The organism is Pedobacter sp. BAL39 (assembly GCF_000170795.1).
In the GTDB taxonomy this organism is placed as follows: domain Bacteria; phylum Bacteroidota; class Bacteroidia; order Sphingobacteriales; family Sphingobacteriaceae; genus Pedobacter.
Genome location: NZ_ABCM01000004.1, coordinates 28,742 through 53,063, shown reverse-complemented (window position 1 = coordinate 53,063; position 24,322 = coordinate 28,742). Strand labels below are relative to the sequence as shown.

Annotated in this window: 25 protein-coding genes; 13 read left to right on the top strand and 12 right to left on the bottom strand. The window is 44.3% G+C overall.

All coding sequences use genetic code 11. The features are described 5' to 3' along the window. Positions 1–3 precede the first annotated feature (3 nt). From eboE to PBAL39_RS06590, 6 genes are read right to left on the bottom strand one after another with little or no spacing between them, the layout of a single operon-like run. A complete protein-coding gene (gene eboE, locus PBAL39_RS06615) occupies positions 4–1,206 on the bottom strand; it encodes a metabolite traffic protein EboE (protein WP_008239623.1) in 1,203 nt (400 codons plus the stop codon). Between the two features lie 2 nt (positions 1,207–1,208). After that, entirely contained in the window at positions 1,209–2,387 is a 1,179-nt protein-coding gene (locus tag PBAL39_RS06610) for a 3-dehydroquinate synthase (protein ID WP_008239621.1), read from the bottom strand. 40 nt (positions 2,388–2,427) lie between these two features. Then, positions 2,428–3,321, bottom strand: coding sequence for a UbiA-like protein EboC (gene eboC, locus PBAL39_RS06605; protein WP_198139786.1), 894 nt, complete (start codon positions 3,319–3,321; stop codon positions 2,428–2,430). A 3-nt stretch (positions 3,322–3,324) separates the two neighbouring features. Further along, positions 3,325–4,311, bottom strand: coding sequence for a TatD family hydrolase (locus PBAL39_RS06600; protein WP_008239613.1), 987 nt, complete (start codon positions 4,309–4,311; stop codon positions 3,325–3,327). 12 nt (positions 4,312–4,323) lie between these two features. Then, positions 4,324–5,022 carry an EboA domain-containing protein gene (locus tag PBAL39_RS06595; protein ID WP_008239612.1) on the bottom strand — a complete coding sequence of 233 codons (699 nt, stop codon included), beginning with the start codon at positions 5,020–5,022 and terminating at the stop codon, positions 4,324–4,326. 10 nt (positions 5,023–5,032) lie between these two features. Continuing rightward, on the bottom strand, positions 5,033–5,404 hold the full coding sequence (locus PBAL39_RS06590; protein ID WP_008239611.1) for a transmembrane 220 family protein: 372 nt from the start codon (positions 5,402–5,404) through the stop codon (positions 5,033–5,035). Positions 5,405–5,943: 539 nt separating this feature from the next. Between PBAL39_RS06590 and PBAL39_RS06585 the strand changes: the two genes are divergently transcribed. Genes PBAL39_RS06585 through PBAL39_RS06570 form a run of 4 tightly spaced genes read left to right on the top strand, consistent with a single transcriptional unit; the run spans position 5,944 to position 8,587 of the window. After that, complete coding sequence (locus tag PBAL39_RS06585) at positions 5,944–6,501, top strand: phage tail protein (RefSeq protein WP_008239610.1); 558 nt, start codon at positions 5,944–5,946, stop codon at positions 6,499–6,501. Then, positions 6,476–7,072 carry a phage tail protein gene (locus tag PBAL39_RS06580; protein ID WP_008239609.1) on the top strand — a complete coding sequence of 199 codons (597 nt, stop codon included), beginning with the start codon at positions 6,476–6,478 and terminating at the stop codon, positions 7,070–7,072. The genes PBAL39_RS06585 and PBAL39_RS06580 overlap by 26 nt, the downstream gene beginning before the upstream one ends. 30 nt (positions 7,073–7,102) lie before the next feature. Then, positions 7,103–7,654, top strand: coding sequence for a phage tail protein (locus PBAL39_RS06575; RefSeq protein WP_008239608.1), 552 nt, complete (start codon positions 7,103–7,105; stop codon positions 7,652–7,654). A 15-nt stretch (positions 7,655–7,669) separates the two neighbouring features. Next, positions 7,670–8,587: a formyltransferase family protein gene (locus PBAL39_RS06570; RefSeq protein ID WP_008239607.1), complete on the top strand. Its 918-nt coding sequence runs from the start codon at positions 7,670–7,672 to the stop codon at positions 8,585–8,587. A 279-nt stretch (positions 8,588–8,866) separates the two neighbouring features. Here the strand turns inward: PBAL39_RS06570 and PBAL39_RS24570 are convergent, their stop codons facing one another. The 4 genes from PBAL39_RS24570 to PBAL39_RS06550 form a co-directional block, all read right to left on the bottom strand. Beyond that, positions 8,867–9,835 (bottom strand): class I SAM-dependent methyltransferase, encoded by a 969-nt coding sequence (locus PBAL39_RS24570; protein ID WP_008239600.1) that lies wholly within the window; start codon positions 9,833–9,835, stop codon positions 8,867–8,869. 1,353 nt (positions 9,836–11,188) lie between these two features. After that, positions 11,189–11,389, bottom strand: a complete 201-nt coding sequence (locus PBAL39_RS25275) for a hypothetical protein (RefSeq protein ID WP_157273933.1) — start codon at positions 11,387–11,389, stop codon at positions 11,189–11,191. Between the two features lie 193 nt (positions 11,390–11,582). After that, the gene (locus PBAL39_RS06555) at positions 11,583–12,041 is read right to left on the bottom strand and encodes a lasso peptide biosynthesis B2 protein (protein ID WP_008239594.1); all 459 of its coding nucleotides are present in this window, start codon (positions 12,039–12,041) and stop codon (positions 11,583–11,585) included. A 4-nt stretch (positions 12,042–12,045) separates the two neighbouring features. Continuing rightward, entirely contained in the window at positions 12,046–12,324 is a 279-nt protein-coding gene (locus PBAL39_RS06550; protein ID WP_008239593.1) for a PqqD family peptide modification chaperone, read from the bottom strand. 229 nt (positions 12,325–12,553) lie between these two features. Here PBAL39_RS06550 and PBAL39_RS06545 point away from each other — a divergent pair, with 229 nt between their 5' ends. Further along, on the top strand, positions 12,554–13,465 hold the full coding sequence (locus PBAL39_RS06545) for a hypothetical protein (protein WP_008239591.1): 912 nt from the start codon (positions 12,554–12,556) through the stop codon (positions 13,463–13,465). Continuing rightward, on the top strand, positions 13,458–14,333 hold the full coding sequence (locus PBAL39_RS06540; protein WP_008239590.1) for a sulfotransferase domain-containing protein: 876 nt from the start codon (positions 13,458–13,460) through the stop codon (positions 14,331–14,333). The genes PBAL39_RS06545 and PBAL39_RS06540 overlap by 8 nt, the downstream gene beginning before the upstream one ends. On the opposite strand, the gene PBAL39_RS06535 is transcribed toward PBAL39_RS06540, so the two are convergent. Beyond that, positions 14,328–16,202 carry an asparagine synthase-related protein gene (locus PBAL39_RS06535; RefSeq protein WP_008239589.1) on the bottom strand — a complete coding sequence of 625 codons (1,875 nt, stop codon included), beginning with the start codon at positions 16,200–16,202 and terminating at the stop codon, positions 14,328–14,330. The two genes, PBAL39_RS06540 and PBAL39_RS06535, sit on opposite strands and share 6 nt — an antisense overlap. A gap of 128 nt (positions 16,203–16,330) precedes the next feature. Here PBAL39_RS06535 and PBAL39_RS06530 point away from each other — a divergent pair, with 128 nt between their 5' ends. The 4 genes from PBAL39_RS06530 to PBAL39_RS06510 all read left to right on the top strand — a co-directional run bounded on the left by PBAL39_RS06530 (position 16,331) and on the right by PBAL39_RS06510 (position 21,131). Then, on the top strand, positions 16,331–16,543 hold the full coding sequence (locus tag PBAL39_RS06530; protein ID WP_008239588.1) for a nucleoside-diphosphate sugar epimerase/dehydratase: 213 nt from the start codon (positions 16,331–16,333) through the stop codon (positions 16,541–16,543). 280 nt (positions 16,544–16,823) lie between these two features. Further along, positions 16,824–19,091, top strand: coding sequence for a GH92 family glycosyl hydrolase (locus tag PBAL39_RS06520; RefSeq protein WP_008239586.1), 2,268 nt, complete (start codon positions 16,824–16,826; stop codon positions 19,089–19,091). A 254-nt stretch (positions 19,092–19,345) separates the two neighbouring features. After that, positions 19,346–20,209: an AraC family transcriptional regulator gene (locus PBAL39_RS06515; protein ID WP_008239581.1), complete on the top strand. Its 864-nt coding sequence runs from the start codon at positions 19,346–19,348 to the stop codon at positions 20,207–20,209. A gap of 193 nt (positions 20,210–20,402) precedes the next feature. Continuing rightward, the gene (locus tag PBAL39_RS06510; protein ID WP_008239579.1) at positions 20,403–21,131 is read left to right on the top strand and encodes a siderophore-interacting protein; all 729 of its coding nucleotides are present in this window, start codon (positions 20,403–20,405) and stop codon (positions 21,129–21,131) included. Between the two features lie 33 nt (positions 21,132–21,164). Here the strand turns inward: PBAL39_RS06510 and PBAL39_RS06505 are convergent, their stop codons facing one another. Beyond that, positions 21,165–22,046: a hypothetical protein gene (locus PBAL39_RS06505; protein WP_008239578.1), complete on the bottom strand. Its 882-nt coding sequence runs from the start codon at positions 22,044–22,046 to the stop codon at positions 21,165–21,167. 186 nt (positions 22,047–22,232) lie between these two features. On the opposite strand from PBAL39_RS06505, the gene PBAL39_RS06500 reads away from it, so the two are divergent. The 3 genes from PBAL39_RS06500 to PBAL39_RS06490 are packed head-to-tail and all read left to right on the top strand — an operon-like array spanning position 22,233 to position 24,298. Beyond that, a complete protein-coding gene (locus tag PBAL39_RS06500) occupies positions 22,233–23,060 on the top strand; it encodes an ATP-binding cassette domain-containing protein (RefSeq protein ID WP_008239577.1) in 828 nt (275 codons plus the stop codon). A gap of 5 nt (positions 23,061–23,065) precedes the next feature. Continuing rightward, positions 23,066–23,908 carry a hypothetical protein gene (locus PBAL39_RS06495; protein WP_008239576.1) on the top strand — a complete coding sequence of 281 codons (843 nt, stop codon included), beginning with the start codon at positions 23,066–23,068 and terminating at the stop codon, positions 23,906–23,908. Between the two features lie 15 nt (positions 23,909–23,923). Next, a complete protein-coding gene (locus PBAL39_RS06490) occupies positions 23,924–24,298 on the top strand; it encodes a GntR family transcriptional regulator (RefSeq protein ID WP_008239574.1) in 375 nt (124 codons plus the stop codon). Positions 24,299–24,322: the final 24 nt, after the last annotated feature.

The window sequence follows — 24,322 nt, the reverse complement described above, 5'->3', positions numbered from 1 at the left end:
GTTTTAAGAGGATAGGTTGTTTTTTACCCAGTTGAGCTCATTGCTGATGCTCTCTGTAATTGGAAGTTTCAATTGTTCAGGAAGTACTTCCCAGGTGTAGGTCTCCACTTCCAGATGGTTGGTGAAAGGTGACGATTCCTGCAGCTTCAGAACAGCAACAATGTCGTCCTGTGTGGATTGAAGCGGGCCGATTTCCTTTACCGAAATGGGTACATGGAAATGTGAGCGCCATTCCGATACGCCATCATGGCTGAAGTCCTGCAGTGCTTCAGGTAAGTCGCGGTAGCGCAGTAACTCCCCATCCTCTTTTCTGGCTACCACCTGGTGCAGGTAGGTTGGCTCATTAAAGGCACTAAACGCCGCTTTAATCTTATCTCTGTCGCCTCTAAACTCAGCCTTCAGGGCTGCGCTGATCTGTATCTTTCCAATCTGGATGCCTTTTTCATTGAGCTCCTGTAGCACGGCTTCGTGATCCTCGTAGCCCATCGCAAAGTGGCAGACATCGTAACACAGGCACAGGTGTCTTCTGACGAGTACAGCTGCTGCTGCATGATCAATCTGAAGGGCTTCGGCCAGTACCGGAATGCCGGCTGGCAGCAGGTCCTGTTCAAACCAGTCGATAAACTCCCTGCCGGTTTCGAGCATCCCATCTGGCTCTGGTTCCATATCCAGGTGCATCAGCTTTCCGGTTTCGCGTTCCAGCTCAGCAAGTCTTTTGATCACCTTAATGAGGTTTGCCGTAGCCGTTTTTCGTGCCTCAGCAAAGGTCTCCTGCTCACTAAACCAATAGCGGTAAGTGAGTGGGGAGGTGGAAATGCCACCATCCATTCCTGCAGGAAGCAGTTGCGCCAACAGGTCAAAAAGGCGCAGCGTATACGACAGCCGCGCTTCAGTGGTCCAGTCGGGCGCATGTACTTCAGCCTTCACGACAGCGTGGTGAAACGCTCCGTAAGGGAAGCCGTTCATGGTAAATATGTAGGCATCCTGCTGCTGCAGCCATGCTTTGAAGGTCGCCATTTCCTCCGGACTGCTGAGTGATAAACTCGCCTCATGTGACAACCTCAGGCCAAGGCCCAGCGCTTGCCGGGGTGCCACCATTGATTTGATGGCCGGAAAGTCGTGTTTTAAGATTTCAAAATCCTCCGCCCAGTTTTTGCCGGAGTGTATATTGGTACAGTAGGTCAGATGACCGGTGTTTAACTTCATCGTTAATGATTAATCGTAGATACGCCTGTTTTTTCCAGCATAAATGCCGACACATAGTTGCTGGCTTCGATGAGCTGCTGCTCATCCATCTCATGCACCTCTTTGCCTACTCCGAGTGCTGTAAGGAGGGTGATCGTCAGCAGCCCGCCAAGGTGTTCCTGGAACTCCTTTAATCCCGTAAGGATGACCGAATTGCTGTTGCTGATCTGGATCAGTGGGTTGGAAATGTCGAAAGAAAGGGCATGTAATACATTAAGAATGCGTTGCAGCTGGCTTTCGGTCAGCATCCCTTTGATATAAGAGTAGCTGCTGTCCAGCGCGATACCCATAGCAACCGCCTCTCCATGCAGGATGGCGAAGTTGCTGAGTTGCTCCAGCTTATGGGCACTCCAATGTCCAAAGTCGAGGGGTCTTGCGGAACCGGTTTCAAAAGGATCGTCGCCACCAATATGGTCGAGGTGCAGTTGTGCACAACGCTTGATCAGGTAGTTCATGGTTTCCATATCGCGTGCCGCCAGCTGATGAGTATGTGCTTCAATCCATTCAAAGAAAGGCAGGTCCTTGATCAGGGCGACCTTAATGGCTTCAGAGATCCCCGACCGCCAGTCCCTGTCGCTCAATGTCAGCAGAAACTGCTCATCATTAAATACGGCTGCGGGTGGTGCAAAGGTGCCCAGGAAGTTTTTCTTGCCCCTGTAGTTGATCCCGTTTTTTACCCCTATGCCGGAATCGTTTTGTGAAAGTACGGTCGTCGGGATGCGGATGTGACGGATGCCGCGGTGTGCTACTGCCGAAGCATATCCCACAAGGTCAAGCACGGCACCACCACCAATGGCAGCAACAAAGGAATGCCTGTCGATGCCATAAGTGTTTACAGCGGCAATCAGCTCATCAAACAAGGCGGTGCTGTTTTTTGAGGGCTCCCCACCGGGAACCACCATGACGTCGGCGACGAGCTGCACCTCCTGATGTTGCTGGAAATAAGTTTTTATGTTGTTGATCAGCTCAGGGTGTGCTGCAGCAACTCCTTCGTCCACCACAAAAAAGATTTTTCTGGAAGCGCTGGACTGTCTGATGTTCAGGAAGTCGGCAAATGTCCGGTTTTCAGGCTGGAACAGGCCTGCACTGAAATAAATCTGATATTCGAACTTTACGCTGAAAGATTGTTTTAAATGACTCATAATTGAAATTCCTCATCTGTTTGAAACCGGATGACGGGTTTTAGGTGACGGCAAAAGTTTTACTTAGCCATATGGATAATGGTAACAGGAGCGCAATAACGAGGGCAATGTACCAGATGCCGAAGGCGCTGGCCCATGCGGCGTTGAGCAGGATCAGGGCAATAACACCTGCCTTTACAGCCTTGCCTATGTTTTTCCCTACGGGATCTTCCATCGCTTTGAATAAAGGTGTAAAGATCATCCAGTAAAAGGGGACAACAAAAACAAGGGTCAGCAGGAAATGCCCCTTATTGTGTGCAATGAAAAGGATAAAGGTCACCACAAGGATGTACAGCAATGCCGCAAAGTAAAGCATCTTTTTGCTGCCGCCATGTACTTCGCCTCTGCTGATCATCGTGATAGAAGCAATATAAATGATGGGAATAACGGCAATAATCAGCCACCAGCCTTCAGGAACAGTGGAGATGATGGTGACGCCCAGCAGCAGGTTTAACCCGCGACAAAGGCCCATATTCACAGGGCCTATCAGCGATAGGTGTTTGCCCCATTTGTCATAGGTTAGTGCGGCAATCATCACCAGCAGAGCCATACTGAGTGAAGTGGTATTCACAAATGCAGCGGCGATGATGCCTACGGCAAAGCAGATTGCTCCAAAAATGGTGGCTTCCCTGATGCTGACGATGCCACTCGGCAGTGCACGCTCCGGCCGTTCCAGCTTGTCCAGCTCGAAGTCGAAAACATCATTGAAGATGATCCCACCGGAGTATAAGCCGATGGTCGACAGACAGAGCAGGAGCACCGGATCAATATAAGCCATGCTCATCACCGGAGAAAGGAAATAGCCGGATATGGCAATGCCTGCAAGCACATCTGCAACGGAGGTCACCACATTTGCAGGACGCATCATTCTAATATAGGCCAGTCTCTTTTCCAATTTTTAGGAGATAATGATAGAGTTTTTGTCTACCCTCGGCTGCTGCCCCCCGCGAAGGATCGAGTTGCTCTGGAACTTCTGACTCTGGTCGATATTTTTTACCCTGAGAAAATCCTCCTCATCAACCTGGCCACTTTGTGCAAAAGCAGTAATGGCATTGCGGTAGCTCACCAGCTCGATGTCCTCCATGCTGATGCCTGATCTTTTCATCAGTGCAGCAGTCTTTGGTACCGCCAATGGATCGCTGATGCCCCAGTCGGCCGCAGAGTTGATCATGATGCGCTCGGAACCATATTGTCTCACGACCTCCACCATACGTTCGTTGCCCATTTTTGTAAAAGGATAGATCGTAAAAGCAGCCCAGAAACCACGGTCGAGTACTTCTTTCACTGTTTCCTCATTGTTATGATCGATGATGACGCTGTATGGGGAGAGGCCATGTTCTATGGCAATGTCCATACTCCGTTGTGTACCTTTCTTCTTGTCCCGGTGTGGAGTATGTACCTGCACCGGCAAGGATGCTTCTTTTGCCAGCTCCAGCTGCAGGCGGAAATATTTATCCTCTGCCGCCGTCTGATCGTCAAAGCCAATCTCGCCGATGCCAACTACCCCATCCTTGAAGATGAAATGAGGAAGGAGCTCCATCACCTGCTCCGCCAGCGCTTCGTTGTTGGCCTCGCGCGAGTTGAGGCCTATGGTGCAGTAATGTTTGATGCCGAATTGTGAAGAACGGAAACGCTCCCATCCGATCAGACTGCTGTAGTAATCTGTGAAGCTGTCTACGCCTGTCCGTGGCTGACCTAACCAAAAGGCAGGCTCAATCAGGGCAACAATGCCTGCATCTGCCATCGCCTGGTAGTCGTCCGTAGTGCGTGAGGTCATGTGTACATGAGGATCGAAAAACTTCATCCCGCTGATCTCTTCCAGGTGCAGTGTGGTCTGTACTTTCTCTTCCTGGTTCCTGTCGTTAAAATTCTCGTTACAACACATGTTTAAAATATTTTATTGTCCTTTAATCAGTCGATGGATCCATGGGTTGATGGTGCGCCCTGCGGCATCACGCTCTTCCACATAGTCTTTCAGCGTCTGTTGCAGCGCCTTATTGTTTCTTTCCATCAGCCCGTATATCAATTCAACGTCTTTTTCTGTAAAAAATGCTTTCAGCACCAATTGATTCCATGCCGTTTCCGGAAGATACCGGAATGGGTATGGGTTGTGGTACATGATGGCCTCCAGTACCGTTCCGATGTTACTCCTGATGCCCTCAGTACAACGGAATGCCCATTCCTGGGAGTAACTTAACAGCGGAAGTGCCGCATACAATGCCACCAGTTCATTCATCTCTGCGGCGATAAAAAGGCCATTGATCTTTTTAAGGTAGCTGTCCTGATCCGCATCGGGGACCTGCATCAGCAGCCATACGCGCGATAGCTGGTCGATGCTCCACGTCGTCACCGATAGCCCCGGCATCAGCGCATCTATCTCCTGGACCTCTTCGGCTTTCAGCTGTAAAGCGGCCTTTGTGGTCATCCTCGGCAGCTGTGCAAAGGCCATGTTGAGTTGCATGCTGCCCTGCTCCGTCTTTACTGCCGTGGCTTTTGCCTGAAGCCAGGCTTCAGCCTGTTCCGAAAGGTGCCTGTGGATGATGCTCGTAAAGAGCCCATCAATTGTTCTGGTGGTGTGAGGATCCGTTAAATGCATGAGATCAAATTTAATTGACTGCGACAAAATAGTTAATGGCCAAAGCAGCACTGATAATCAGCAAGCCGAAGAATTCCCTTGCCTTTTCAATGTATGGTTTCGTAGCCTGCATACTCTCCACCAGGCTTGGACGCCTGTATTTTACAATCCAGTCTTTTACACCATCTTCCGCAAAAAACAGAATTACTGCGTAGATCAGGTAAAAGGCAATGGCTCCAAGGTATATTAACGGATAATAAAGTCCGAAAACAACCAACCCGCAGCAAATGGCTGCCACCATATAAATTGGTACCCATAGCCAGGAGTCATCATCATTCAGGTTTACATAAGCGAAGCCAATAAATGAAATGCAAAAAATAACGTTAAGAATGCTGAGTAGCATAAAAAAGGATTAATCGGTTTAGTAATGCTTTAGAATCTAATTACAAATAAACATATAAATAATCCCAATTCTGAATAAAGAAATCAAAAAGTTACTCAAGTGAACGGCATTTTTGACACTGTTTTGATCGGGCTGCTGTTGGACAGATGAGTATATTTTTTGTTATCAATTGTTGCAAATACACTGGGTAACTCCCTGATCAGGAAAGAATATGATTCAATTCGTCGGAATCCAGAATAATTTCCAAAAACCAGAATTTGATTAACCTGATAGGATATTTATCTTCCTAAAGATTTTCTTAACGGCGAATAATACAATCTGCTTAAAACTATGTTACAAAATCGATTTAGTGTCATTTTATAGCTATTTTGGTTAAAGCCAGAACTATTCATATAATTAGTTAACTCTCTGTGCTAATAAAAAAAATATTTTTTTATAAACAAATGCTTGGATTTTAAAACTATACATTATAAATTACTCTAGATATTTATATAATTTCAAAAAAATTAACAATCATTTTTAATTTAATCTTATCATTTATGGATGCATTTATTGGTGAAGTAAGACCTTTTGCTTTCGATTGGATACCCGATGGCTGGCTTGCCTGTAATGGTGCGACTTACCCTTTGGCTCAGTACCAGGCACTCTATTCTGTGATTGGTACTGTTTATGGAGGAACGCTGGGGCAAAATTTTAAAGTTCCTAATCTCCAGGGAGAAGCAATCATTGGTGCAGGGCAAGGTCCAACTACAAGTGCTTATACACTTGCACAAACCGGAGGTACTGAAAAAGCTGGGCTGACAGTAAACCAGATTCCAAACCATGACCATGTCTTTAATGGTGCAATAGGGGCTACTGGATTCAGGACAAATACTGCAGGTAACACTTCCTATTTAACAAATTTTGGTTATGGAGGGGCGGGTGCGACAACGTTTACTTCCGCAAGTGGATATGTTCCTCCTGGTACTCCTGATACCCTGTTAAATCCTTCGTCAGTTACGCAGACAGGAGGAGGTGGTGCTCATGAAAACAGGCAACCTTATCTTGCAGTAACTTACGCCATCTGCTTTAATGGATATTATCCAAGCAGACCTTAACAAACTAATTTGGAAATTAAATATAAAATTCGAAATGACAGACAATTTTTTAGGTGAGATCAGAGCGTTTGCTTGTAGTTATGCACCAGAAGGCTGGGCACTTTGTGATGGAAGTTTATTACCTCTAAGCCAGAATCAAGCATTATATTCTTTACTCGGCACTAGATTTGGAGGCAATGGTACAACTACCTTTGCTTTACCTGATTTAAGAGGACGTGTACCTGTAGGAACGGGGGTCAGGGGAGCAAGTCCAGCGTATACCTATACTATAGGAAACAATGGTGGCTCGGAAACAGTGGCTCTTGAAACGGCTACAATGCCTCCGCATAACCATTATGTGTCTGCAAAAAATGCTTTGGGATCAGTAGGATTAGCAGGAGGCATCCTGGCAATCCCAAATGGTGGTTCAACACAGGTTAATATCTATAATACCAGTGCGGGTGCTACAACTACTTTAAATCCGGACACAGTTGGAAATACCGGAGCGGGATCACCACATAGTAACATGCAGCCTTTTCAAACAATTAATTTTTGTATCGCTGTTCTTGGATTATATCCACCAAGACCATAATAATTCATTTATAATTTTAATCTAAAAAATATGGCAGACTATTATTTAGGCGAAATCAGAGCCTTTGCAGGAACTTATGCCCCTGTAGACTGGATGATGTGTAATGGCGCGACTTTAACGGTTCAGGGCAATGAAGCTCTATACTCTTTAATCGGAAGTACTTATGGAAGTAATGGGCCAACAGATTTTAAGGTACCTGACTTAAGAGGCAGATTGACTGTTGGCCAGGGATTAGGTACAGGGCTAACTTCGCGGATATTAGGTAGTGTTGGAGGGGCAGAAACCGTTGCTCTTACTGAAGCACAATTACCTGCACATAATCATAATCTTACCGTAAGTACAGTAACTAGTCCGGCTAGTGTTAATGCTCCTAGCAACACATCCTACTTAGGAGTGGTAAATTCGTCGGCGGGGGCAGGAGTAGGATATGTACCTGGCAATGCTACCGGAGCATCGGTGAGAGCGTTAGATACACAGGTGCTCTCTAATACCGGAGGTTCTCAGGCACATGCCAATATTATGCCTTTTCTGGCTCTCAATTATATTATTTGTATAAATGGGCTTTATCCTGTACGGCCTTAATAGTTAATATTATACATGCGTATAGGCATTATTTCAAATACAGACTCTTTTATACCCTTTACTTATACACTTGCAGCTCAGGGGCTGCAGGTGTATGTGTTTTTTAGCCCATCACCCGACCAATTTGTCAATCAAAGAGTAGCAGCATTTGTTCAACAAACCAATATATCTTTTACCGAAGAAAAAAATACGGAGCAAGATGTTTACCAGTGGCTTAAAAAAGGTAATTATGATGTATGTTTTATATTAGGCTATTCCTGGTTGATCAGGCTGGATCGTTTAAAGAATAACACCACACTGTTGTTTAATATTCATTTTGGACCCTTACCTGGTTTCAGAGGTCCTGTGCCTGTTTTTTGGCAACTGAAAAAGGGAATCAATAGTGTGGGGCTTACAATTCATCGGTTGTCAGAGAAATTCGATGACGGCCCGGTGGTTTGGATGAAAGAGAGTCCTAATCTTTCACATTACAATTACCAATCTGTAAATGATCTGCTTAGTCAGCTTTGTGTAGAAGGAGTGTTCTTTATACTGCGTTTATTAATGCAGCGAATGCCTTTGCCCTATATTGATACGACGAATATGGTTATGGAGTATCAAAATCGACCTGGTTTAAAGGATGTACTGATAAATTGGGAAGAGATGGATGCTTCCGAAATATGCAACCTGGTGCGGGCTTGTAATCCCTGGAATAAAGGAGCATTGAGTTTTTTTAAAGGACAAGAAGTGAAGCTTATGGATGCTGTAATTATTGGTGATACTGATGCAAGGCAATTGCCTGCAGGCACAATTGTATCAGATCAACAATGTATAAATATATATTGCCGTGATGCTAAAATCATTAATGTGAACACGCTATTTTTTAACAATGCATTCCTGCCAGCATATTTCGTAAAAACCGTCGGGTTAGTTAATGGAGAGAATTTTGGCTAAAAGCCCAAAGGAGTTACAATGCTTAATAGCCAAGACTTGTCAGTGTATTTTATAAGCGTATGTCTTTAAATTGGTCTGTTTTTTCCAATTTTGAATTGTGTTCATTTATTTTACTTTGACCTTCATTGTTTAAGCCAACGTATTATGGAAATCCCAAATTTACATCCATCATCAGATTTATCTGATAATTCCCAGGCTGAGAAAAATAATGGATAGCGGCTGCGGGTGAAATAATTGATGTAAAAAGTGGGGTTGTTAGAGGGGATAAGGAGCGTATTGTTATATCCATTCATACTTAAACCCTGGTTTAGCTCCGCGTTCATAATCGAATGTGATTTTCCGTCCTTCATATCCGGTTACATCTGCTATTCTTACAGGCATATTTAAACTACATTCGTATGTTTGTAACTGCTCATCAGCAAATGTTGTAATAGTAGTGAGTAAGTTTAGTTGTTTGAAGTTCTCAATTTGCTGTGGAATTTCTATCGTAACCTGACTATGAGGTTCACATTGTTCCCGCCCAATCGAATAAAGAGTGCCCAGGTTTAGCCTGTCTGGCGTCTTCTCGGGTTCAAGATACCTGTATGTCTCCTTGTAGCTATCAAGTAATTCCGCAGTCACTGTTATATCACTCGGTATAAAAAGAGCTTTTTTATCTAACTGTGGTACCAGATTCAACATGATCTCTACCTGTGGTTCTTTTCGCAGCGCATTCAACATAGTTTCAGAAATAGCCAGGTGTATAGTTACATCATCGGGTAACCTGTACGTCGTCGCATCTCCGCAAATCCATTCAGCTACATATTCCTCTATTTCTAAACCTTTATACAGCTTTTTTGCGGCGTTTAATGAGTGTTCATTGACGTCCAGTAAATGAAATGTGAGTTGATCCTTCGTAAAACGTGATGTAAATGGTGTAAGCAATGTTGCATATGGTCCACAGCCTGCATACAAGATATGTATACGCTGTCCCGGAAATGATGCCTGTAGTGAAAGTATTGCCTTGTTTATACCACGAATGAATACTGCTGTACGTTGGATTTCTAACAGGCAGTGTGCTGCTTTAACCGGAGAAACCGCGTTACCCGATGGGAGCCACATATCCTGATCAATAACACTACTTGCTGAAACGCCGCTATGTGAAGCATACAGATCATGAAGTGCGTGCAGCTCCTCATAAATGGTTTTGTAGTCAGTTGGTCTGAATATTAAGGTATTGGTCGATTGCTCTAGAATCACACTGTTCATTTATAACATTTAAAGTACATAAAAATCAGGTATTATGAAAATTGCCATTACATCTTGTTGAATTTTAGGGCTGTTGATCGATATTCTCCACTATGATTATTTGTATGGCAGGAATATTGACTTGAAAATTCTTGTGAAATATGGCATTGTTGTTTCAATGGAAATCACAAATTTATTAAAAGCAATAAAGTTGACGACAAGCGGGAACAAAAAGCAGATGTACTGATCTACGAAATCTTTGGGAATGATCCCTCCGTCGAAAATGTACTCCCCGTGGTTAAAGACACAATAGGACATTTCTTAAAGCCAGATGCTCGTATCTTATCAGGCCAGCTAAAAGTTAAGGCACTGCTTGTGAAAGTGCTTGAGTCACGTTTACAAAAACTTCATCCTGCAGCAGCATGACCTGGATGACTGGAAAGAATGGTGGAATGTTGACTTAGAGGTGTGCCTAATGAACCTTTTAAAATACAATATACCTACTCAGGGAAATTTGTGCTATTGCTGAACAGAGAGACATAGCACATCATCATATAATCAGTGGTCACCGTTCAATATGAATATTAATGCAGTATTAAAGGTCTTCATAAATTCTGTATTTAACTTACATATACGGGCCCACTACCTGCCTCACTACCAATGGGGTCTACACCGCTCTGTATGTCACCCGTATTAATTATTTCAACAGTTGGCTTACTCCATGCTTTCTTGATGCGATCTGAATTGAAGGAATCTAATTTTGATAACTCAGCTTTTTGATGTTGAAGATTTTCCATAGTGCAAATTATAATTAATGTAAAAATAACAAATATATTTGAATGGCGAAACTTTCAACAAAATATCATTCTTATTGTCGATCGGTCTGTGCGGCAAGTTTATTTTTCCGGAACTGGGACCAGGACAAGGCAAGATGGTAAAGCCCGAGGAAAATTTTAGGGCTAAATGAAACCAGCATGTATTTTAGTCTGAAGGATAGTGATGGTGACCTGTTGAAATCTGCATTCAGAACCGCTGCTATTTCCGAAATTTTTTAGATCACAAAGGTACCTACGGTAATTACTTTTTGCCAGGTGTATTTTGCCAGCAGGCCAAATATAAAGATCATCACGATCACTTCACCGGCCTCAGCAAATAAACTGTACCAGGTTAGTTTGGTGTTCTGCTTCGTTTTCTCCTGCTGGATCAGCTGCCGGATCAGCTTAAACCTACGGATAAACTCGTCTGCGAACCCAAATACCCTGACTTCTTTAGCCCGATTGATACCAGTTAAGGTCTGGTGAACGTAAAGAAGAAAGTTACCAGGAATAGCAAATACAGGCTATTGAGCAGAATACCATTAAAATTGTTCAGCAATTATGAAACTTTAAAAATGGCCTGCTGCTGGGCCAGGTGCAGGGTATCGTGGTAAGCTGGATTTTCATAATAGGAATAGTCTACACTCACGGCTTTCTCCAGAACTTCTACCGATATTTTATCCCTGAGCTTATGCTGATGAATGGTGCTGATATCTCGTATATTGCCCGGCAACGGCCAACAACAATTGTACAGATCCATAATAAATAACGATCGGAACAACCAAAGGGCTGGTTCCCATGGATCACCGCTTCTATCAGTTGCTTTAGAAAATACAGGGATAAATTGGCAGAATAGCCTGAATGATTTTTAAGATTATATTCACAGAGGCAATGCGCTTGTCGGCTTTCCAAAGCAGTGCTGATGCTCTCAGCAGATCTCTAACTGACCGCATTTAGCTGAAAATGAAATTTACAGTGAATCCTGCAGACTCTTTATACCCTGAAATGTACAGGTCATTTGCCCTCAGCCAGGCGTGCCCCATATATTTGCCCGACTCCTCTTTTTTAAAGCCAATGTAAATAGTGCTGCTTAACTTGCGCCACCTTAACATAATTCTGCCGGTAAGGGACATGGTATAACATTCCGTAGGCCAGGGAGCATATTTCCGGCACAGGCCTATCGCGCTTTTGATTTCCCTGCGAAGCATTAAAGTCTCGTCTTCCTTCGTAAATGAGCTTTCTACATGGACATTGCCCAACCAGCCCATTATACTATTAAAAGGAAAAAAGAGGAGACATATTTTAACCCAGCCCGATATAACCAGTGCTTCTATGAAGAGGAGTTTGGTTTTAAAGGACAGACTGCTCAGGGTGTTAAATTTGCCTGCCAGTTTCTTCAGAGGGTTGTACATGTTTTTATACTGCCGATATAAGCCCCTGTTGCTCCATTTTATTCAAACATTCAAGTGTTTGGCTTTCGCATTCTCCACGTTCCACTTCATATTCACTCACCAGCCTGTCGATCAGCTCTGTTGCACTAAGGCCTTTTTCAAGGTAATTCCAAATGTCACTGCTCACCTGGTTGAGACCTATATACTTACCATTCCGGGTATCCATCATTACGATTTCATTTCCGAGTGCGCTTAACAGGAAGCTGTCTGTATTCCTGACAATTTTTGAAGTGAGGTCTAACATATATTTTTTAATTTTGAGGCGATGATCGAAGGTTATTTGTATGGGGCTAAACTCAATTCTGTGGCAGTTTCAGGAAGTTGATTTTATATTTGGTATATATAATTCTGATCTAACGGGAACTGATATCATGGCTAAAATAAAGATTAAATTTAAAATTTGTTGAATAAGTAAGAAAATATTTGCGATACTTACCTCTGCTCAATAACCGACATCATCATCATTTTCATACATGTATAGCTACTGGGGCTTCGGCCTGAACATTAACTCGACTATTGAATTTCCGGAACTATTACCTGCTGTGTTTGATCAGCCAGACGTTCATATTTTCAAAGGCACCGTTCCCATGCAACTGGAGGGTGATAATGTTGTACACCTCGTTAAAGTATCGATGAATAGTACGGCGTACCTGCATTCCGTTCCTGATGTGGCTGATTACTATGTTTCAAACGGAAATGAAATCTGTGTGGAAGCAAAACCTGGTGCAGATGAAAAAAGCATCCGGCTTTTCCTGCTCAGTAATGCAATGGCTGCTGTGCTGCATCAGCGGGATGTGATCCCCTTACATGCTGCCGCAGTTTATCATGAAGACGGAATTGTGTTGTTCTGTGGTCATTCCGGGGCCGGCAAATCAACAACAGTAACGGCCTTACAGAAAAAGGGCTATACTGTCTTTTCTGATGATGTCTGCGTTTTGCAGTATGATGAAAATGCGGAACTGGTTGCCCTGCCATCTTATCCAATGATCAAGCTATGGGCTGACAGTTTTCAGAAAATAGGACTGAATGCTGCGCAAGAAACGGATAAGCTTAGACCTGAACTGGCTAAATACAGCAGATTCTACCACAATGAATTTGATGTTTCAGCTAGAAAAATAAAACAGGTATTTATTTTAAACGGCAATGCCAAGGGTGACAACCCGGAAATAGAAAAGCTTGGTTCACTTGCCGCTTTTAAGCTATTGCAGCAAAATACGTATCGCCATTCCCAGATGAACGCAATGAATAAGAGAGCGATCCATTTCTCAATGATCTCAAAGTTAACGTCAGAAGTGGCTGTTTATAAAATTTCCAGACCAGGGAACCGCAATACAATCGATGAGCTAATTGCTTTAATTGAATCTAATTTACCAGGTTATGACTGATCTGAAAACTATTCCAAAAAAGATCATCTGGCTGGCTTCGTACCCTAAAAGCGGAAATACATGGTTCAGGGCATTTTTAACAGCTTTGCTTGGGGAAGGTGATCTTAATATTAACGCAATGAAAACAGATGGTATCTTTTCATCCCGCCGGATCTTTGACAGTAGTGCTGATCTGAATTCTACTTTCTTGTATGACAGAGAAGTGAAGAATATGCTGCCGGATATTTACAGGTGCCAGGCCAGAAACTTCGAGCGGGATCGGCTATTTATCAAAGTACACGATGCGTATACTCTAAATGCGAACGGTGCACCCATTATCCCGGAGGAACCTAGTTTGTGTGCGGTGTATTTTATCCGGAATCCCTTAGATGTGGCTTGTTCTTTTGCGGGACACAATGGAGGAACAATCGATGAAGCGATCGAGTTGATGAACAATGAAAACGGATATCTGGCTAAACAACCCGGTAACCGGAATGTAAATAATCAGTTCGCACAATTAATGCTTAGCTGGAGCGGCCATGTAAAAAGCTGGAACAAAAATTTGCCTTTTCCTGTGTTAGTGCTCCGCTATGAAGATATGCTGGCAGACACCAAAGCTGTATTTACCCGGGCTGTCCTATTTATGAAGATTGATGCAACAGAAGAACAGATCGATAAGGCAATTGCAGAAACTAAATTCGAAAAATTACAGCAACAGGAAGGGAAAACAGGGTTTGCGGAGAAAAACAGGAACAGTAAACAATTTTTCCGCAAGGGAATTTCGGGCGATTGGGTGAATGAACTTACACCACTGCAGGTTAAAATGATTGTAGATAAACACCAGGAGGTGATGCATCGGTACGGATATTTAGCAGTGCATGCATCATAATTTTTCGATCCTGTTTTTGTTCTTAGTTATCCAAAGCAGAATTTCCAGAAGCGACTGACGGGGTTCAGTACCCTGTTGGCGGTAACGCGCTTTATTGATAAAACTAATCTCCGGAGCGGTATCCAGCAGTTGATGAAACTGTTCATTGCTGGTCTTTCTATTCCTATTAATAAAGGGAGCAACACTGCCATATTTATCGTTGCGCTGCATCAGCATTGGCGGCAGGTATTTGCTTAAGGTATTGCGGAAAAATGTACGGCTCAGTTCACCCTCGTATTTAAATTCATTGGGCATAGATAGATAAAACTGCGTAAGACGGATGTCTGCCATCGGAAAGCGCGGCTCTGTTCTGAAATGAATGCCATACCGGCTTTCACTTTCCATCCTGTGGTGAACCTGGGGCTTCAGCAGCCTGCAGCGTTGAAAATGCCGGTAGCTCTTAAACTGTTCCTGGTAAACCGGGTTGAGCCAGATACAGTCTCTCATGTGTCTTTTGTAAAAATCAGGGATCCTAAACTCTTCCAGTATCTCCTTTTCCCTGGGGCGGTGCCAGATGTTAAAGGCTCGCTTTACCTGGCTGATCTGGTATTTAAAATGATGTGATAGGAGTGGCTCGAGTTTATTGAAGCCGGGATATTTTTTTTTAGCCAGAAAATACCGCAGGTATTGCTTCTTATCAAGGTAGTCTAAGAAATAGTATTTGCCCCGGTAGGTCACCAGTTCATCACCTGGAAAACCAGAAAGAAGCGTACGGACATTCATTTGCATCGCCTTTTTTTTGAGCGGGATCTGCCATAAAGGATTCCAACGCTCCAGACCGTCATTTACTTCAACGGCAAATCTAAGCTCCTCCAGCTGGTCGTCAAAGGCCTCCCGGGTGATGTAAACAGCGTTTTTGATCTTATTAAATTCCAGTACTGCATTAATGTACCTTCGTTCGTCAAGGTCTGTGAGTTGAGGATCTGTTACCTCATCAGCCAGTGTATTGGAAAAGGTAATCAGTTCTTTTTGATGTTGATTGAGGTAAATATTCGCAACCGCTGTAATGGACGACGAGTCCATTCCGCCGCTGAGTTCAGTGCCTACACTATAGTGGGAACGTGTCCTGCATTGTACAGCCTGCTCAAAATGGTGGAGCAACCCGTCATGGTAATCTGCTTTACGTGCAAACTTCAGCTCTGTATAAGGATCAAGGTCCCAGTACTGTTGTGTGTGCATACCCCCTGTACGGGCGTCGAGCAGCAGGGTATGTGCCGGCTTAAGCCGTTTGATGTTGATGTATAAAGTGGTATCCGTCTCCTGCTCGGGCGGACGTAAAAGCTGGTTGAATAAAAACTGCTTGTTGACCGTAAGGTCTGTGCCGGGAATGGCGATGATTCCTTTTTTCTCAGAAGCAAAAGCAAAGAAACTGCCTGCACAATAATAAAAAAAAGGTTTTGCACCCATCTGATCACGTGCGCAGAAAAGTTTCTGCTCGTTTTCATCCCAGATCGCAAAAGCAAAATCACCTGTCAGATGCGCAGGAGCATGTGTTCCGTATTTCTCATAAGCCTTCAAGATGAGCAGGCTGTCAGGTATAGTGAGCTGTTCGGCAGCCGGAACGCCCAGCTTACTGAACAATTCATCCCGGTTGTCAATGCGTGCATCCGCTGTAATGGTCAGCTTACTCCCTGCATGATGATAGGGAAGCTTTTCAGTCAGAGATTCGGGCGTGTTATAGAGCATCAGATGGCCAAGTCCGGTGGCATTATGCAGCCAGGCTCCTTTATCGTCTGATTTCCAGTGGCTTAGTGTTTTTTCAATGATCGACAGGTCATTCCCGGTAACAGGTTGAAAGTGGAAATTGCATCTACCGAAAATAACACTCATAGCTGTTTTTTGTGTATCGGCAAGATACAAAGTTCTATGATGGTAATAAAGATAAATTGTCAGAACAAACTTAGAATTCCGTGTAAAACATCCCATGGCCGTACTTCAGGATCCTGGAAAAAAGGGTGATGATCTATGGTGCAGGTGATTGCGGGTATTTATTGGTAAAAGAACTGCTGCAAAATCACAGGCATGAATTACGTCCTATTGGCTGGATTGATGATTCTAAACACAATATGTACCTGTACGGTTATAAAATCTACGGTGGTAAGGATCAGCTGCTGGCCATCTGCAAAAAGATGAAACCCGATCTTAAGGAGCCGCTTCACCACCACACCTGAAAAACCAACTCAGCGATACGTAAAGTACGCATGAAGGGTTAATTAATGGACAGAAATTAACGCTTATACTCTTGGACGCTGATGAATACCAATAGTGGATTGATCACTACAGAACTATATAACAATGATAACTCTGGAAAAGTTAAAGGGGGTAATGGCCTTTCAGTGATCCTATTCCACCTGGGGGATGTACATTCCGTGTTGGTTACCCGTAACAAATTAGATAAATTGCTGACTGCTAAAACGATAAATTTATATATTGCAACACACAATAGACCAAATGAAATCTAAAATCTTAACCACCATTCTGGCCTGCTCCCTCAGCACCGGCATGTTTGCCCAGGGACCAGACCTGGTACGCTACGTGAATACGCTGCAAGGTACCAATTCTAAACATGAACTCACACGTGGCAACACGTATCCAACCACGGCACTGCCCTTCGGCATGCACACCTGGACGCCACAAACAGGACGCAACGGTGACGGCTGGAAGTACCAGTACTTCAAAGACCGTATCCGCGGATTTCAGCAGGCACACCAGTGCAGCTCCTGGACCCGTGATTATGCGGTGTTCTCCTTCATGCCAATGGTAGATAACCTCGTGGTCGACGAAAACCGACGTGAAGCGAAGTTCAGTCACGCTGACGAGGTCGCTAAGCCGAACTATTATAAGGTGAAGTTCGAAAACCAGATCACCACAGAGATCGCCCCAACAGAACGTGGTGCACACCTGCGCTTTTCCTATCCTGCAGGAAAGAAAAGTTTCCTCATCCTGGACGGGTATACCCGCATGAGTGGTGTGCAGATCTTTCCAAAACAAAACAAAATCACCGGGTATGTAAACAATGGTGAAGGCTTCAGAAAAGGATGGAAAAGCTTTTTCGTGATCTATTTTGATCAGCCGATCCAGGCTTATGGCACCTGGGAGAATAAAGAAAACACCATTAAAGCGGATTCTACCACAGCCGAAGGAATGGGTAAAGGCGCTTACATCCAATTCAAAGCAGGGGCCAAAGTCCAGGTGAAAGTAGCTTCTTCTTATATTAGCATGGAGCAGGCGGAGCTCAACCTCCAAAGAGAACTCGGCAAAGACCGCAACCTGGAGCAGACAAAAAGTGCCGCTGCTGCGGTATGGAACAAGTCCCTGGGCAAGGTGCTCGTGGAGGGGGGATCGGAAGCGGACAAAGCCACTTTCTATTCTTGCTTCTTCCGTGCCAGCCTGTTTTCCCGTAAGTTCTACGAGCTGGACAAAGATGGTAAAGCGTACTACTTCAGCCCTTATGACGGTAAAGTCCATCCGGGGCAGATGTTCACAGATACCGGTTTTTGGGATACCTTCAGAGCACAGTTTCCTTTAAACACGTTGTTACATCCAACCATGCATGGTGAATACATGAAAGCCTTGCTGGATGCCTATCAACAATGTGGCTGGCTGCCATCCTGGTCTTTCCCAAGTGAGGCGGGAAGCATGGTCGGAAACCATGCGATCTCCCTGCTGGCAGATGCATGGGCAAAAGGGATCCGCACCTTCGATCCTAAAGAAGCACTGGAAGCCTACCTTCATGAAGCGACCAACAAAGGCCCCTGGGGTCCTGCAAACGGACGTGACGGCTGGAAAGAATATTACCAGCTGGGTTATGTACCTTACAATAAGGTCAGGGAAGCTACAGCGAAAACGCTTGAATATGCCTATGATGACTTCTGCGGATATGAGCTGGCACGCATGACGGGCAATAACTTTTATGCCGACATCTTCAGCAGGCAGATGTACAACTATAAAAATGTATACGATCCTTCTACCCGCTTCATGAGGGGGAAAGACGACAAAGGTGCCTGGTCGCCGAACTTTGACCCTACAGAGTGGGGAGGGCCTTACACCGAAGGAAATGCATGGCACTGGCAATGGTCGGTATTTCATGATACCAAAGGGCTGATCAACCTGATGGGTGGCAATGATAACTTCACTGCCAAGCTGGACTCCGTATTCTCGCAACCAAACACGGTAAATGTAGGTTCCTATGGGGGTATGATCCATGAAATGACGGAAATGGTGATGGCCAATATGGGACAGTATGCACATGGCAACCAGCCCATTCAGCACATGGTATATCTGTACAATTATGCCGGACAGCCCTGGAAGTCGCAGTTCCACGCCCGGGAGGTGATGAGCAAATTGTATGATGCTACCGAAAATGGTTATCCGGGGGATGAAGATCAGGGACAGACTTCTTCCTGGTATGTATTGAGTGCCCTTGGTTTTTATAGCGTTACGCCGGGAACAGATCAGTATGTGATGGGTAGTCCGATGTTTAACAAGATCACCATCAACCTGGAAAACGGTAAGAAATTCATCATCGATGCTGCGGCAAATAGCAAGGACAATGTCTATATCCAGTCGACCACACTAAATGGTAAACCTTTTACGGCCAACTTCATCCGCCATAGCGACATCACCAATGGTGGCGTGCTCAAACTGGAAATGGCTGGACAGCCCGCAAAAAACCGTACAGGTACAGCTGCTGATCTTCCTTTCTCTCTGACTAAATAATTACGACAATACTCATTCCGAAAGGGCTGAATCCGACAATGGATTCAGCCCTTTTTGGTTATCTTGGTTTAAATGTAGTTGCTTGCATTCTGTTGATTGGCCATTAATGGATTGATTTCCGGCTGCGATGATCTTTGTCCTTGGTTTTACCTTGATTTGTCCAGTCTTTACCCTGAATCGTCTATCTTTGCCGGCAATTTATTCCCTTTATTTGCGCAGCGTCTGGTAAAGCCTGGCGCGGTATGTTAACAAATATGGCAAAAAAGCGATCAGTGATCCCTACCTTTTCCATGCAGGAAAAAAATCTATCCGGGCTGGAGGTCAGCAGGGTGGACAGGGCTGATGCAGAGAATTTTTCGCTGATGTCAGCGCACCGCGATGACCACTACATCATCATGTTCCAGGAAGAGGGGCATGGCAGGATGATGGTGGATTTTAAAGAAATTGGTTCAAGTGGCCCATCTGTAATGGCCATTCTTCCCGGTCAGGTGCATTACGGGATTTCAGTTGAAGATACTAGGGGATGGGTGATTGCGCTGGATACTGCATGGGTAAACGAACATTTTCGTCCGGTATTACACGATATCTATACTGAGCCTTCCCCGATACCGCTGAATGAAGAGTCAGCCTTCCTGATCCGCTCTGCTATACTATTACTTCATACTCTTGAAATGCAGAAAGGTTCCGGAAATGTTTACAACGCCATGCTGCGCGGTGCCACCGATGCAGTAGTTGGAATTGTTGCCGCACATTACAAAGACCGTGCACAGCTGCCTGAGCAAAACAACCTGCGTATTTATACGATTACAAAACAGTTTCGCAGCCTGTTGATGATCAGCTTCAGGGTAATGAAAAGTCCTTCGGAATATGCGGAAGCACTAAATCTTAGTCCTTCGTATCTGAATGAGGCTGTCAAGCAGGTAACCGGCAGCCCGGTGAGTTTCTGGATTCAGCAGGAGATCATTTTGGAGGCGAAACGGATGTTGTTTTATACAGAGAACACCGTAAAGGAAATTGCTCATGCGCTGGGGTATCAGGACCATACCTATTTTATCCGTTTGTTTAGTAAGGTAGAAAGTATGCCTCCGTTGCAATTCCGTCAGAGATACCGCAAATAGTCCAATCAACACTGCGAATTCTTCATTGTTTGGCAAGCTTTCATGACGTTGTTTTGTACCAGTAAAAACAAGAGCGTTATGGAGGAAGAAAATACAAAAAATAAGGCAAAACGACTGGTCATTGCAGCAGTGATCCTCACAGGTGTTGCTATATATACTTTAGGTGCTTACCTAAATAGTTTCAGCTAAGGATATGCCCAGAGTTCCAAAGTGGCTTGGTGATGCGATGGAAAGCGTCCTTGCCTCAAAATATCTGACGGTTAGGGTCAGCTCGGTTACACTGCTGACGGATACATTATGTCAGCTGAACCTGTCCGGTGATTTCCAGGGATTGGATTTCCATCCCGGCTATGCTATCGATTTCCGTGTCAACGACAATGACTTCCGGCATTATACGCCAAGTGCTTTTGACGCACAGGAAGGTACCTGCGAAATCCTCATCCATTTGCATGGAAATGGGCCTGGCAGCGACTTTATCAGTCGGCTGAAAGTTGGAGAGGTTCTGAAGATGGTGATTCCCCGGGGGCGTAAACTTTACCAGCCGGATCATCAGTTCCACTTTTTTTTCGGCGATGAAACTGCACTGGGACTGTTTAAGTTGCTCAGAGAAGAAATCCATGCTGCGGATCAGCACTACACCGGCGTTCTGGAACTTTCGGAAGAAAATCTGGCCCTGCCGGCACGATTGGGGATGCGTCTGAAGACCGTAACAAAAAACCCGGATGATCCCGGCCGTTATGCTGCGGCATCATTGCATGCAATGAAGACGGGTTATCCGCATATTTTTCATCAGGGCATTTTTTACCTCATCGGAAATGCAGCATCCATCCAGCATGTAAAAAGGACACTAAGACATATGGGGGTAGCTGTAAAAAATATCCGGACAGAAGCTTACTGGATGAAAGGTAAGGCCGGGCTCTGAAAACTCCTCTTGGCAGCCTTCACATCAAGGCTGCTACTTTGTCCTTCGTCCAGCACGAATGTCTTTTACAAAATCCACGGTTACTTCCGCAATTTCAGCAGCCTGCTCGTCGCTGAAGCCTAACTTCGCGATTAAGTTTTCTACAACTGCACGGCTTTTTTTTGCCTCTCCCTTGGCTTCTCCCTTAGCTTCTCCCTTCGCTTCCCCTTTAATTTCACCACGCGCTTCCCCTTTTCGGTAAAAGTAGTCGTTCTCTTCTTTGAAAAATGTGCTTACTGAGTCCATAACTTTATCAAAATGTTGTTCAATACTGCTGCGTAGCTGCATAAAGATACGCAATTGTTTAAAATGCCTGCGCTCCGCAAAGTCGCCTTTTGAATGGGATAACAAACCTGTAATGATTGATGTCAATGCCCCCTCACGGTCTGCCTCATCAAAGTTAGCCAAAACGGCCAGCATTTTTACTTCCGGGTTGTCTGATTTAATAAATAATTTGTAGCTGATTTCAGCAATCCTGATGAGATCAAAGCTGTATACCAGTTTTGGCGTCTTCAGTCCTGTAGGCATCCGCGGTTTTGTGTCCTTTAAGAAGATGACATACTGTTTGACCGGTAACTGATACCTGCGCATCAGCATGATGCTATACTCTGCCATACGATATACCATTTCTTTCTCGTCTTCTACCTGAAACTCAATATGCAGGACGAAGGTATTTCCCTGTATATCTGTTACCTTTTTCAGCGCGTCCGGTTTTCTTTCCCTGGTATGTTGTACATCATCTGGTAACTCCTCGCTTAGAAGGATCTCCAGTCCTAAGACCTCTCTGATCACCTCGGGAAGGGTAACCTCCATGTTTTCCCTGATGATTTTATCATACTGGCTTGACTGTCTCCTTCGCTTTTCCTTGTTCGGCATTTACCGAGTCTACATTTTTTTAAGTAAATGGAACAAATCGAAATAATGGAAAAGAGTGTTTCTGATCGCTTGAGCTATCTTTTTCAATGTTTCATGTTGATAGCTAATGTTTTATTATCAAAAATAATTTGGATTATTCATGATCAGTAAATACTTTAGTGTATTATTTAACTAATACAGTAGTGTATGATAAAAATTAGCGATCTTAATTTTGGATATCCCAGGCAGCAATTGCTTTTCAGGGACATGAATGTACAACTCAGTGCCGGTCACATCTACGGCCTGCTTGGTAAAAATGGTGCCGGTAAGTCCAGCTTACTGAAGAATATTGCAGGCCTCGTTTATGCAAAAAGCGGCAGATTGGAAGTGATGGGCTATGACCCTGCAAAAAGGCATCCTGCAATGCTGTCTGACATCTGTTTCATTCCTGAAGAGTTTCATTTGCCGTCCCTGAAGATTGGTGCTTACATCAAGGCCAATGCACCGTTCTATCCGCGTTTTGATGAACGTTACCTTGAGGAGCTGCTGAAGGAGTTTGATATTCCACTCAGCAACAAACTGGTGGACATGTCTTATGGACAGAAAAAGAAATTTATCATCGCCTTCGGCCTGGCTACACAGGCGAGACTGGTCATCATGGATGAACCTACGAATGGACTCGATATTCCTTCTAAAGCCCAATTCCGGAAAATCATGGCTGCGGCATTGGTTGATGAGCGCTGCATCATCATCTCCACACATCAGGTGCGTGACCTGGACAATCTCATTGACACAGTGATCATGCTCGACAACAGCAGCATCGCCCTAAATGCATCTGTAGAAGAGATTACAGGTAAACTGACCTTTAAAAAAGTTAAGGAGCTTGACGATAAAGTCATCTATGCGGAACCAGCACTGGCAGGTTTCAATGCAATGCTTCTAAATGAGTATGGGGAAGAGAGCAAGCTGGACATCGAGCTGCTTTTCAATGCAGTCATCAGCGGCAACAGTAAACTTAAACAACACTTTAACTAACAGCTATGAACAGTATTTTTAATTTCAACCGCTTTGCCTTGCTGGTTAGGAGACAATGGCTGGATTTCGGCAAGATCTATCTGATCAGCCTGCTGGTTGTCACCGGGGCGATCATCATCACCTATATTTTTAACCTGCCAAAATACACCGACGACAATCATATGCCCTTGGGCACTGTTATCCGGGATGGTAATTTCAATATGTTGTTCAGGATTCCATTATTTCTGATACTTGGTTTTGCTTTCATCAGCATTACTGCAAGTGGCTATTTTTCAGCTATGGGACAGAGACCAAAGGCCATCATCGAACTGATGATCCCCGCTTCCACTTTCGAAAAATGGCTGTGCAGCGTACTGTATACAGGTGTGTTGAGCGTTGGCAGTTTTTATCTGATCTTCTATTTGACGGACCTGGGGTTTGTCAGCTACATCAGACACATGCTGGAAGGCATCACGTTTTCCACTGAGGGGGATGAAATTCATGGCCTGGAAAACAGAGCGGTCATAACGAGATTGTTTTTTGCTGAGTTTTTTGAGGCTGGGCCCGTAGCCTATAGTCTCCTTATTCCGCAGGTTATCACCAGTCTTTTTCTTCTCGGCTCCATTTATTTTCATCGCTTTCATTACATTAAAACGGCAGTAGTGAGTATGATTTTTTTATGGGTGGTAGGGTATACGACGATCCGTTTTAGTCAATGGATGATTGGAATGAAACCGATGAGGGCGTCAGCTTCATTCGGTTCCGATCCTAAACTTACCGCTTATCTTTTTTTGCTGGTCAGCACGATAGTCATTGCAGTCTTTTTATCGATCACTACCTTCTTCCGTCTCAAAGAGAAGGAAGTTTAATTTAAACCTGTCAACATGGAATTTAGAGACAATAAGGCCATTTACCTTCAGATTGCAGACTATGCATGTGAGCATATCCTGCTTGGTAACTGGAAAATCGAGGAGAAAATACCATCAGTCAGGGAGTTGGCGGTATCACTGGAGGTGAATCCTAATACCGTCATGCGTAGCTATGAGTTGCTGCAGAACAGAAATATCCTCAGCAACAAGCGTGGGATTGGTTTTTTCATCGCGCCGGACTCAATTGCGCAGATCAAAAGCTATCGCAAATCACAGTTCGTAGAGGAAGACCTGCCCGTGTTTTTCAGAAATCTTTACCTCCTGGATATCGGGTTTCCTGAACTGGAATCCCTGTACGGACAATTTATTAAAGATCACTTTACCTCCTGACCGCAGCTTTGCTTTAAGGGTGTA